This window comes from Paraclostridium dentum, assembly GCF_048568265.1.
GTDB classification, from domain to species: Bacteria; Bacillota; Clostridia; order Peptostreptococcales; family Peptostreptococcaceae; genus Paraclostridium; species Paraclostridium dentum.
The window spans coordinates 2350949-2363981 of record NZ_CP183813.1; the positions used below are offsets into that span (position 1 = coordinate 2350949).

At 31.8% G+C, this 13033-nt stretch carries 11 protein-coding genes and 1 riboswitch; all 11 genes read right to left on the minus strand.

Annotated elements, in window-relative coordinates; translation table 11 throughout:
• Window positions 1-229: 229 nt before the first annotated feature.
• Window positions 230-2623, minus strand: coding sequence for a vWA domain-containing protein (locus tag ACN6I1_RS10835; protein WP_419741942.1), 2394 nt, complete (start codon window positions 2621-2623; stop codon window positions 230-232).
• 34 nt (window positions 2624-2657) lie between these two features.
• On the minus strand, window positions 2658-3389 hold the full coding sequence (locus tag ACN6I1_RS10840; protein WP_419741943.1) for an LPXTG cell wall anchor domain-containing protein: 732 nt from the start codon (window positions 3387-3389) through the stop codon (window positions 2658-2660).
• Between the two features lie 36 nt (window positions 3390-3425).
• On the minus strand, window positions 3426-4118 hold the full coding sequence (locus tag ACN6I1_RS10845; RefSeq protein ID WP_419741944.1) for a BsaA family SipW-dependent biofilm matrix protein: 693 nt from the start codon (window positions 4116-4118) through the stop codon (window positions 3426-3428).
• Window positions 4119-4183: 65 nt separating this feature from the next.
• Window positions 4184-4759, minus strand: a complete 576-nt coding sequence (locus ACN6I1_RS10850) for a signal peptidase I (protein WP_419741945.1) — start codon at window positions 4757-4759, stop codon at window positions 4184-4186.
• 23 nt (window positions 4760-4782) lie between these two features.
• Window positions 4783-5403, minus strand: coding sequence for a BsaA family SipW-dependent biofilm matrix protein (locus ACN6I1_RS10855; RefSeq protein ID WP_419741946.1), 621 nt, complete (start codon window positions 5401-5403; stop codon window positions 4783-4785).
• A 328-nt stretch (window positions 5404-5731) separates the two neighbouring features.
• A riboswitch (cyclic di-GMP riboswitch) is annotated at window positions 5732-5815 on the minus strand.
• Between the two features lie 502 nt (window positions 5816-6317).
• Complete coding sequence (grdD, locus tag ACN6I1_RS10860; protein WP_114542127.1) at window positions 6318-7466, minus strand: glycine/sarcosine/betaine reductase complex component C subunit alpha; 1149 nt, start codon at window positions 7464-7466, stop codon at window positions 6318-6320.
• Between the two features lie 54 nt (window positions 7467-7520).
• Window positions 7521-9056: a glycine/sarcosine/betaine reductase complex component C subunit beta gene (gene grdC / locus ACN6I1_RS10865; protein ID WP_021433739.1), complete on the minus strand. Its 1536-nt coding sequence runs from the start codon at window positions 9054-9056 to the stop codon at window positions 7521-7523.
• A 132-nt stretch (window positions 9057-9188) separates the two neighbouring features.
• Complete coding sequence (gene grdB / locus ACN6I1_RS10870) at window positions 9189-10532, minus strand: glycine reductase complex selenoprotein B (RefSeq protein ID WP_081949212.1); 1344 nt, start codon at window positions 10530-10532, stop codon at window positions 9189-9191.
• 26 nt (window positions 10533-10558) lie between these two features.
• Window positions 10559-11038 (minus strand): glycine/sarcosine/betaine reductase complex selenoprotein A, encoded by a 480-nt coding sequence (gene grdA / locus ACN6I1_RS10875; protein WP_082367534.1) that lies wholly within the window; start codon window positions 11036-11038, stop codon window positions 10559-10561.
• Between the two features lie 244 nt (window positions 11039-11282).
• A complete protein-coding gene (locus ACN6I1_RS10880) occupies window positions 11283-12569 on the minus strand; it encodes a glycine/sarcosine/betaine reductase component B subunit (RefSeq protein WP_114542128.1) in 1287 nt (428 codons plus the stop codon).
• A 65-nt stretch (window positions 12570-12634) separates the two neighbouring features.
• Window positions 12635-12952 (minus strand): thioredoxin TrxA, encoded by a 318-nt coding sequence (trxA, locus tag ACN6I1_RS10885; RefSeq protein WP_021429589.1) that lies wholly within the window; start codon window positions 12950-12952, stop codon window positions 12635-12637.
• Window positions 12953-13033 lie beyond the last annotated feature (81 nt).

Below are 13033 nucleotides of genomic sequence, written 5' to 3' on the forward strand. Positions count from 1 at the left end.
AATAATCCATTTACCTATCTCTCCACACACAAAAATACTGAGCTGTACTTGAGCTCGGGATTGAATTTTATGTTGCCGCGACATTTATCTATCTCTCCATACAAAAAGACTAGGCTATACTTCGGGCGAGGGATTTGTGTGTATGTTGTAGCGACATTTACAAGCATCTTCCCAGCTTGTATGGAGCAAAACATACACACAAATCCCGAGCCCACAAGTAACCCAGTCTTTAATCATACTTAAGTTTATTTTCTACATATGCTTTATCTTGCCAAAACATATCATTCACTAAAGTATTACTTACTTTAATATTAATATTATTATTATCTTTACCTATAAATAATTTACCATCTTTCACTTTCTTTTTATCAATATTTTCTTTATCATTTACATACTCTTTGAATTTAACCCATTTAGTCCCATTATCTGTAGGATCTTTGTCTATCCATACCTGAACTTTTTCATAATTCATAGGTAAAATTTCTTCTACATCATATAAACCTTCTGTAAAATAGTTCATAGAAAAATCCTTATTACTAGATATATCAGTTTTTTCACCTTTTAAATAAAAAGGCATAGACGTTTCCATGTTTCCATTTAAATCAACTGTATATTTATGATTTTGGCTACCTGAGTTTCCAAGTATTGATATAGAAAATCTATCATTGCGATTTACATCACTATCTTTAGCTACCGTCCAGTTTCCATTTTTATCTTTCTTTACGATTTCTTTTCTTATAGTTACCTTTCCCGTTTGATAAGGTATATCAACTGCTGGCTTATTAAATACTTGTTCCTTATCACTTCCATTTATAGGATCTTTATATTTAATTTCTGCATTTGCATTTGTGGGAATTTTCTCACCCCCAAAGTATGGATCTTTAGTAGAAATATCAAAACTTACTTTAACTCCCCCTGTAAGTTTTCCATTTCCAGCTTTTTTATTTGCAATAATATTACCTATTTTAAACGTTATTTCATCTTCGCCTTTTGAATTTTCAGATACAACAATATTTTCAGGTGGTATCTGTATTTCATTTCCATCTAAATCTGTTATTTTCCAGCTTTTGTCCACTATATTAAACTCTTTTGAAACTACATCGTGTATAACAGATTCTTTAGCTACGGAAGCATTAATATTTTCTTTTATTTCATTACTTATATCATTAAATATTCCATTTATACTATTTAAATCTTGCGTATAATATTTACCTGCATATTCACTTGGATCAATTACATTTTGAATAGTTTTTAAAAAGTTTACAGCTTGACTTTTTTCCTCCGCATGAGCATTAGTAAATAATCCTACACTATAAAATTTAGCATCTTTATACCTAGGATTATTATTTACCTGTATAGTCTCTGGACGTGGTTCATATGCAATTCCTCCGATATTAACTTTTGTAGGAGCTCCATATCCTGTAAAGTAGCTATAATATTCTCTTTGTGCATGCTTAACGTGTATATCAAATCCTGTATATCCCCACTGATAAGACTCTGATGGTAGTCCATCTGAAAAAAAGACTACATATTTTTTTGCATCTTTTCTTGATTCTTTACTACTTAATATATCTTGGGCTCTCCATATACCATCTTGAGTATGAGTTCCTCCACCTGATGGTATATTTTCAATAGCACTATCTATTGTATTTAAATCTGATGTAAAGTTTGTCTGTAGTTTAGAACTTCCGCCCCTTACATTGTATTTGTATGAATCATAATAGAAATTAGCTACAGATATTTTAACTTGACCATCATTGCTTCCGTTTAAAATATTTTTGCTTAAATTTTTAGCTGCAGATTTTACTTTATTTATTTTATCATTCATACTTCCTGATGAATCTATTACAAGCACTATGTCAGCTTTTTTAGAGTTTTCAATTGATCCTTCCCCTTTTGCTTCCAACGTTATATTATATGTTCCATTTTCATTTACTTTAGCGCTTTTATTGATTTCTAAATTTTTATTACCTTGGCATCTTTCAGTATTTTGTATTGTTTGTGGTGCTGATTTATATTCTGATTGTATAGCTTCTGAATTTATTTTTTCTACGCCTTTGTCTAAAGTAACTTTAGCATTAGGGAATTTTTCTAATACTTCTTGTTCACTGTTTTCTAATTTATATCTAATCTCCGATTTTAAATTTAAAGATTCATTTTCACGTTTTTGAGCATTATCTCTTAGTTTTGCTTCAAATGATAAATCTACTTCTTTTGAAGATATATCTCCTAAATTAACGCTTATACTATCTTTAGCGTTTGTTACTTCACTTTTTATATTTTCCTTTTCTTTAATTCCGTTTACAGAAATATTCTCTGAACTTATTTCAAAGTTGTCAGATATTTTATTTTCAAAAGATGTATTTTTAATATTTACATCTTGTTCATTCCCTTTTATTTTTAAATTTACTTTCAACTGTGTATCTGATATTTTTTCAGTACTTTGTTCTAACAAAAGTTTATTATCCAATGTATGTATTGGATTTTCGCTTGCTACTTCCTTAATAGTTAAATTGTTTGTTTCTTGAGCATATGAAGTAGATTTACCTTCAATATTTCCTAAGCTTGATATAATCAACATTGTTAGTACCATTATACAAGATACTAATCTATTTTTTTTCATTTAATGTTCCTCCACACTCCTTGCCTAAACATATTTACTTTTTAGAGTTCTTGTTTTTTCTACTAATTAATAAAAGTAAAATACTAGTTATCCCTAATATTACATATATAAAAATCCCGTCTTCTCCTGTTTTTGGCGATTCACTCCACATGTCATCTTCATCTGATTCTAAATCATTTGGATATTGATCTGTTTTGTCTTTGTTGTCGACTTTATCTGATTTATCTACAGTTTCTTTATCATTATCATTACTTTCCTCTTCACTTCTAACTGCTGTAAATATCCAATCTATCTGAGCAGACTTGTTTTTATATTCATTTCCTGTAGATGCTCCATCTAATTTAACTTCCGCAATAAGATTTTCTTCCTGCCCTGGATTAAATACTCCTAAACTAATACCTTTGGTTAATTTATCTTCTCCATTAACTGCTTCATCATATATAACTTCATCTTTATATGAAATTTTTAAATCTAGTTTATCTAAAAGATCATATTCTTCTTTCGGGCTTACTCGTTCTGCCCTTAAGAAAAGTTCGTATGGATATTTATGCTTATTTTTAATTTCTAAAGTTCTTCTTATATAATCTCCTGGAATCATGTTAGGATGTTGTAGAAATAAATCATCATCAGGTATGTATACTAATTCATTCGCATTTCCCAATAATTGAACATTAGGTGGAGCCAGTGTATCTGCATCCACCTTTATAGTTGTTATTATTGAAAGAAGTGAAGTGACTACTAAAATTTTTCTTAGACAGCTTTTCACATTCTCACTCCTTTATTAGATTTTTTAATTTTAATCTTAGTTATTTTTATTTGGCTCTTTAGAATCCGTTGCAGCTACAGCCCCTTGTTTTTGTAATTCATCTAATTTTTCAAGTAATCCACTGTCTTTAGCCCAATCTTTATATGCATCATTTGAAGCTTGTATAGAAGTAGCATCAATATCTATGTCAAAACCTAATCCTCTGTACTCATTTCCTGATTCCTTATCTAATGTTACAGAATCAAGTAATGTATTAGTCCATCCTTCCGGTCCTATTTTTCCCATGTAGTAATAGTATCCATCTTTTCCAGCAAACCAAGTTCCATTAGTTTTGCTTTCATTTAAATTTTTAGTAAAGTTTAATATTATTTTATTAGTTTCTAATTTTTGTCCATTTACTTCTTTTATTTCTTTTCTAACTTCATTTCCACTACCATCTTTTGTTACTTCTACAAATTTAGGTGTAAGTTTAACTCTTACAAATTGGTCGTATGTTGTAGTATTGCTTACTTGTACATCTTTATTTACATTATCCCCTGGAAGCATGTTTGTAGGTTTTTCAAATTCCTCAATTATTTTTATTCCACTCCCATTATTATCTTTATTTGATGCTGTGTTAAAAGTATTAGTTGCTTTATCTTGAGATGTAAACCATGCAAGTGTTCCCCCTGCTACCCCTACTGTAAGTACCCCTGCTACTGCTAAAGCTTGAATTTTCTTTTTATGCATATTAACCCCTCCAAAATTAAATATTTACTCAATCTATGTAATCAGCTATTACTGTTACAGTTATTTTATGCATCCGCTTTTTCTTTTTCTTTACTTTGTCTTTCTTCTTCATCTATAGATTTTAGTTTTTTTCTAAGATTGCTACCTATAGCACTTAATGCTGTTATTGCAAATATTCCTACTATAATTAGCGATAGGTGTGACTTCATCCATGACATAATAGTTCCAACTTTCGGTATGCATTTAACAACCTTACCTACAACTGCTTTTGATTCTACTGGATTTTGATCTTGCACATTATTTGCATCACCTTGTGTTATGTATTTTATTCCTGCTCCATCTTTTATAACTTCTTTTACTCTATGTGTTGTTATATTTCCTGAATTTTCACTTTTAAATGTTATTACATCCCCTACATTTATTTGTTCAGGTGGTAATTCTTTAGCTATTACTAAATCCCCAACCATTATTGAAGGTTGCATACTTCCTGTCATTACTGTAAAAAACTTATGTCCCATTATAGTTGGCTGTTTTCCCTCTTTTACAGACTTTACCATAATAAATGATATGGATAATAAAGATATTAGAACTACATAAAAAAGTATATTTCCTATTTTTTTAAACATTTTTTTGTTTTCCATAGTATATTCTCCCTGAAATTTTTTTACCTAGTACATAAATTTTCTAGCATTTTATGTATTCCTTGATTTTCAATATTGTTCCAAGTTTTTTTATATGCATCCTTTGTAGCTTGCACAGCCTCTGCTTTTACATCTACTATCAAAGTCTTATTTTTATATCTTTCTTTTAATTCTTCCGGAATGTTCGCACTTACTGATTTTAATATTTGCTCTGTTTCTTTGTTCTTTGCAACCATAGTGTTATAGTAATAATAATTGTCGTTGCCATAGATCCATTTATTATTTTTTATCGTATTTTGATTTGCTATTATATTATTAGTTTCATAGTTTAAAGTTACTAAATTAGTATCTCCTGGCCATGCATTTCCTTTTTCATCTACCCATCTAGGGATTATCGATACTCTTATAAGTGCCGGTGATGTACTATTATTTTTTATTTTTACTGCTTTGCTATATTCATCTCCATCCCAATCCTTAGGTGGTGTAAACTTTTCACTTACTTCTATATTTATATCCCCCAAATTTAATGTATTGGTTACTTTATCTTTGGATGTCAAACTTGCATATGATATCTTTTGAACGGTGACGACACATATTAATAAAAGTATAGCTATTGCTCCAACTTTAATTCTTTTTCTACTCATTTAACTCTCCTTAATTTTTCATAATAACTAAAAATTCACTTTGCTTTATTGTGTAGATTCTCCACAAACTCTTAGTAAATACAACATTTTTAGCATAAAAATTCGCTTTGCTCATGTCGCTCAAATTTCATGTCGTCAACGTCCACTCGGTAAACTCGTGTCCCGTTACTCAAACGACTTCGTCCGTTGCTCAAAAAGCTTTTTTATGCTCAAAACATATAATATTTATATAACTAATTTTTATAGATTCTCCACAAATTCTTAGTAAATACAACATTTTTAGCATAAAAAAGGCTATTTAAATGATAAAAGTAATTTTTTACTTATATCTTTAAATAGCCGGTTGCACTATTAGCTCCATATGTTTCAAGTGCCCATATACAAAACATATTTCATAGCCTCTATATTTAAACCTATTAAATTTCTTTTTAATTTATTCTTCTTTTTTATTATACTGAAAAATATCCCTTAAAACACCCTTAATCGTTTTCCATTTTTTTACATTTTATTTAATTAATTTACTGTTTACATTGTTTTTCAACTTTTTTAATTTATATTTTAAATATTATTAATTCAATAAATTAAATTATACATTATTGCGACATTTTCACTATTTTTTTGACACAAATTGATAAGTCGATACTCATTTTAATTTATTGTAATTTTGAAAAAACATCCCAAAAAAGACTGAGTTGTCAGTTAAGTGTAGGATTTGTGTGTATATTGCAGCGACATTTACATATCATTTCCACAAAAAAAGACTGAGTTGTAGGTTTGAATGGGATTGAACTTTATGTTGCAGCGACATTTACAAGCATATTCTCAGCTTGTATGGAGCAAAACATAATTTCAATCCCATTCCTCCCACTAACTCAGTCTTCAAACTACTTCCATGGCAAGGATTCGTTTTTTAATTATTTAGCAGTATAACCTGCATCTAGAAGCATCTTAACACACGCTTCTCCTTTTCCGTCAGCAACAAGAACTATAGGACCCGTACATCCCATACCACTTTCTGCATAAATTCCATTTTTCCATAAAACTTTAACCGCATCTTCTAAATCCATTATATCTACACCAGATATTTGATGAGTAACAACTTCTTTGGCCGGCATAGCTACTTCCTCATCATTATCTTTCTTAACTTCTTTCTTAGTTAAAGCAGCTATAATATCGTCATATTTAGCATTTTTAACATTTTTAAATTCATCTTTTGATACCTTAGTAACATCACCTTTAACAACGTCATAAGCGTATCTTAATGCATTTGCAACAACTGGAGAACCAGATGCTCTAGATAATATTAATATCTTTCTATCATAGTCTTCACCTACACCAGGACCATATCCAAATCCTTGAGCTTCATAATCTCCACCAGTAGTAAATGAAGAGAATACTTTCATAAATATATTTCCACTTAAAGTATCAGTAACCATAACATCTGGAGCACCACATAATAAGTCATTTCCTCTCATTACGCAACCACCATCTGCTCTAACTGATTCAGCAAAAGATATATCATATCCATTTGCTTGTAAATCTTTTAAAGCTTTTTCTACTTGTCTAGCACCGTCAACATTTAATATACCAACAGTAGGGTTTTTGATTCCTATAGACTTAGCTGTAGATATACCGTAAACAGCATTTCTAACCATAGCTTCTATTCTGTTTGTAGCACTTGTTCCTGTAGTAGTAGCAAGTATCATTTCTTTTCCTCTACCTGGAGTTATAACTCTACCAACTGTAGAAACTCCTATAGGGAAGTTGTAATGCATAGTTACACAAGCATCTATGTAACCTGAATCTAATAATTCTTCCATTTTAGAATGCATTTCGCTTTCTTCATTAACTTCAACAACCTCAAGTTCAGTTTCAACTTTAGGTCCTATTAAAACTATATCAAATAAATTTGACTTAGCTAGGTGAGCACCTTTAACTAAATTTTCAGTTCCATGCTCACTACCTAATGTAGTCAAACCAATTCTAACTTTTTTACCAAATTCGCCGCTTTCAATAGCATTTGCTATATCTAAAAAAGTTTCGGCTATAATCTTTTTAGGCATAACCAGATCTCCCCTCAAAATGAATTTTTATAAAATTCTATACGTCTTCTATTCCTACTCTTCTATTAACATATCTTGAGCTAATTTTTTCATAGATTCAGCTATAATTTTCTTGATTTCTTCTTTAGATACTGCAGCTGCTTCTTCCTCTACACCTTGATTTCTCTCAACTATGAAAGAAACTCCATCGAATAAGTTAGTCATTCTTCCTAAGAATAAACTTCCCTTACCAACTACCATAGCTCTGTTTTTATCTCCAGAAGTTAAATCATCTATACCAAATCCTATATATGGAACTCCTGAAGGTATATGTCCTTGAGTTGGAGCCCAACCTGGTATACCTTTTTCGCTTACAAAATTCTTTAATTCTTTCTTTTCTAAGTCTCCACGCTTAACAGCAAGAGCACCTATCATTTTATAGTTAGCTTCTGGAACATCCCCAGCTCCAGCAGGCTTAGTTATATCTGGATTTTGCATTTCAACTGAGTAAACATCAACATCAGTTATTTTTAAGTTAGCTCTATCAAGTCCACTAGTTATTAATGCAGTCATAACAGCTTGTGGAGAAGATCCAGTTCCAACACTATGTTTTCCTGTTAAATCAGTTCTTATTATTGGGTTTACTCCATCGTTTTCAGAAACTAAAACAGCAAATCCTCCAACAACGTCTTCTAATACTGGAAGACCTTTTTTAACGTGGTCTTTAGCATTCATTCCAAGTTTAGCACTAGCTCCACCTGCAACTACCATAACATTTTTATATATTCCTGATTTAACAAGTGCAGCTGCATTTATTAAAGCATGAGTAGGTCCAGCACAGAAACCTCTTGTATCTGATCCTGAAGCATTTTGAAGTCCAGCCATTTCAGCTATAGCCTTAGCAAAGTTTCCTCCACCTCTTTGGTTCATATCTCCACAAGCTTCTTCTGAACATTCTATTACATAATCTATATCCAATGGATTAACATTTTCTTTTCTTATTAATTGTACTGCAGCCACCACTCCTGAAGCTTTTACAACTAAGTTTTCAAACATTGTATGTGCGTTTAAGTTAACGTCAACATCATGAGCTCTCTTAACATATCCAACTAATTGATCATTATGGTATAATCCTTCAGCATGGTGTGAATCTATTAATTCATTTGCATCATCTATATTATCACCTTTAAGCTTTCCAAAGAATGGAGCTAGCTCTGGGTAGTTCTTTTCAAAGTTAGGTCTTATATTGTTAACGAAATCTTCTTTTAATTTAACTAAGTCAAAAGCATCGCATATTTGCATCATTGCTAAAAATTCATCTTGTGGCATTATTTCTCCACGCTTACCATCTCTTTTTCCTTCCATTTTGTATTCGCACCATGGAAGAGCTATTTCTCTTAATTCTTCTGGTCTATTGTTTCCTATGTAAACTTGGTTTGGTATATAATTTACTACTTCTTCATAACTTCTTATATGATTAGTAACTTCTTTTAAAAATTCTGATTCTGGATGTGTTTCTCTCTCAACAGCACAAGTAGTACCATTTTTAACTATCATATCTGGTGTGTGAACTAAAATATAACTAGCACCTTTTAAAACTGGAAATGTCATAATATTTACCCCCAATGTATATATGTTATTATTTTTACTTGAATTCTATTATGATAAAAGACTGGATGACTTTATAAAAAATAGGTGGGAAAATAACCCACCTATTTAGTTTTAACTTTATTTAATTCAATATTAAGCGTTAGCCATTATATCCTTTAAAGTTATATCTTTTTCAAATACTGTTTGACCATCAACTTCAGTAGCTAATGCAACTAAGCATTTTTCAACTAATTTTCTTCTTAAAGCTTTTTCCTCAGCTGGATCTAACTTAGGATTACCAAGAGGATGAGGTATAGCTATAGCTGGAACTATTCTGTTAGCTCCAACAGTTAAAGATATAGGTACTACTGTACAGATATGAACAACTGGAAGACCAGCTCTTTCTATCTCTTTTACCATCGTTGCACCGCAACGAGTACAAGTACCTCAAGTAGATGTTAGTATTACAGCGTCAACGCCTGCAGCTATTAACTTTTGAGCGTATTCAGCAGCAAACTTCTTAGAACTTGCAACAGCAGTTCCGTTACCTGTAGTTGTATAGAAGAACTCATGTAAAGAACCTATAGCTCCTTCTCTTTCTAAGTCTCTTAAAACATCTACTGGTAAAACTCTATCTGAGTCTAAGTTACAATAAACTGGGTCGAATCCACCATGAGCAGTTTCGTAAGTTTCTTCAGTTAAATCGTCAACTCCTGCTATAGAATATTCACCGTATTTAGATGCAGAAGAAGATTCTATTCTATCTGGATTTCCTTTAGGAACTATACCACCAGAAGTAACTAGAGCTATTTTAGCTTTAGATAAATCTTTTATAGCTGGTTGTGGATCAACTCTATCAAAGTTTGGCATTGGATATTCAGTTACGAAATCCTCACCTTTTATTTTCTTTAATAACATATCTACAGCTCTCTTAGAACCTCTTTCTTTAGCGAAGTAGTTAACTCTTACTCCTCTTTCTATATAACCTTCTTCAGCTGGAGATCCTATTTCTTCTCCATTAGCTAACTTCTTAGCTAATGTAGCTATTTTTGGAAGAGCCTTTCTCATACCAGCAGCAGAGTCAGATGTTGATACTATATATAAATCTTTCTTGAACATATCTGCTCCTGGATTTTCAATGTACATTCCTGTTAAAGCTGGTATATTTAATTCATCTTTTACGAATTTAGTTATTGTTCCTGCAGCAACCCCGTATCTTCCTGCATTGAACGCTGGTCCAGCTATAAATAATTGTGGTTCGAAGCTCTTAACCATTCCTAATACTTCTTGGCTAGCAGACTCCATGTTTTCTCCGAAATAGCTATCTCCACAAACTACAGTTCCAACTATTTCTATTTCATCCCCTAATAACTTGTTTAATTGTAAACTTATTGGAGGTAATTTTTCAGCTATGTGTGGTTTCGTATCAGCTTTTTCTTCCCCTCCAATTCCTGCGAAGAATTGGTTTACGTAGTGAACTACTTTTATCTTTTCCATCTTTATCTCAACCCCTTTTGATTTAATTAGGCATTATATTTGCAGAATTGACCTCTTATATCGTTCATTTCTTCAACTATTTCATCAACTTCAAGAACCATTTCCATCATACTTATTTGATCTTCGTAAACTGATTCATCAAATAACTCTTTCATTTCTGGTTCAACAACATGATAAACAGCCAATCCTAACTCAACACCAGCAAGTGGTCCAGCGAAAGTTGGATCTCCAGCAGTTACTGTTTCAGCTGCAAGACCTGCAGCTTCGGCTTCAGCAGCACCTAGTAAAACCACAACATTTTCAGCACCGAATTTTTCAGTAGCATCTTTAACTCTGTTTTGGTTTTCTAAGTCCATAGCCCCAGCAGCAGTTCAGACAAAACATTCTGTTGAAGCAAAAACTATTTCAGTATTTTCTACAGTGTTTACACACTCTTCTATCGCAGGTCCCGGAATTCCGTCACGGTCACCTATGATTATGATCTTTTTATTACTTAATAAGCTCATAATATATCTCCTTTTCCCATTTATTTTAATATTGTCATTTTAATACCTTTTTAAATTCACACTCTTTAAAAATCTATTTTTATTTAACTATATTCTTCTCAGCTATATTATGAAACACTTGTATTTACGAATGTAGCGTAGTGACGTTTAAACGTTTGTTGACGTAGCACTTAAAGACTAAAAGTCTTTGTGCGAAGGAAACAATGTTTAAATGGCACGAAGCGACCTCATCGTATTACAGTTTCTAATACCCCTTAGCTGTTAAGAATCCGAATCCTGTTTCATTAGTAGCTCCAGTTATTACTTGTATCTCAGCTTCTATAGATCCATCTTCTCTTAAAGATCCAGCAGCTCCACCAGCTATAACATCAGCAACTTCAACGTGTCCTATAACTCTATCCATCTTAGGTAATACAACAACTTGGTTAGCATTTCCACCAGTTACAACAGCGTTAGCTTTAACATCAGCATCAGCTAATGATTGAGATGCTCCATCTCTACCAGCATACTCATCTGTAACTATAACAGTTTTAACACCTTGACCTTCTATTTTCTTGCAGTTCATTATAAGGTCTGTATCTGGGTTACCAAATCCTTCTTGAGATACTATTACAGCATCTAAGCCTAATTGTTTACATAATTTAGCAGTCCAGTTAGAAGATCTTTCTTTATCTGCTAAGTATACGTTTTCATTAGTTATAATAACTCCTACAAAGTTTATTTCTTTTCCGTGTTGTAGATATAAATCTTCAACTACTGAGTTATTCATGTGTACATAACTTGGGTTTTTATCACAAGCTGAAACACAGTTACCACTTACTATAGCTCCGTCCATTAATTCAGTTGGGTATAATAATGTTGGTACTATTTGCTTAGCGTCAACTCCGTAAACATATGTGTCATGTAATAATCCTTGAGTTTGAAGCATGTATACATATCCTACTTTAGGAAGTTCTGGATACTCTGCTATTGACTCTAATAATGGCTTAGTTTCGTACTCTACAACTTCATCTGGAGTTAAGTTTCTAGCAACTTCTCCTAAGTATGTAGCAGCTTTGAATCCTATCATTCTAACAGCTCTTTCGTGATCGTATTGCTTTAAACCATCTATTGGTTCAGCTATAACAACAACGTTGTTTAACTTAGAGAATGGTGTATATTCAGCTCCAGGACCAGTCATATCTATTATACCTTCTTGGAAACCAACTATTTTACCAGTTGTTACAACTCCAACATTTTTAAGTGCATGAGTTCTACCTTCTCCAACAGTGTCAACTTTTGATATAACTCCTGGGAATATTCCTCCATTACCATCAACTTTTACTCTCGGTTCTATAACGTCTTTAACTGGTATTATTCTAACGCTTTCCCCTGGACGAACTATATCTAAATCTATTGATTTTATATGTTCATCTCCACCAATTTCTTTTAACATCTCTTCTTTGTTGATGTATAATACTGAATCTTTAACTTCTGTTACTGCTCCAAATTGTACATCTTTTATAAAGATTTTCCCTAACTCAAGACGCATATTGGCACCCCCTAATTTTTTGAACTTAATTTATTTTAACGGGGAATTGAATCCCCATTAATTACTTATAAGTGCTTCTTTATCATAGCTTCTATATTAGAAACTGTAGCATCATCTTTTGTTACTTCATCTATTTTAGCTCCATCTTTGTAAATAGCTATAGTTGGAAGACCTAAAACCTTCTCTTTTATAGCAACTCTTCTAGCTTTAGTTATATCGAATTTACAGAACTTTATGTTTTCCCCATATGCTTCTGCAAATTTTTCTATATCTGGAAGTAATGCTTTACAAGGCTCACAACCTTGACTCCAGAAATCAACTAATACTAGCCCTTCTGCTTCTAATACTTCTGGATCGAATGTATTTTTTTCTAATGCTATCATTTCAGTATCCCCCTTATTGGATTTTATATATTTTAATATATTTTTAATATATTAATAGCTATTTTAATTTAAGTACCGTTC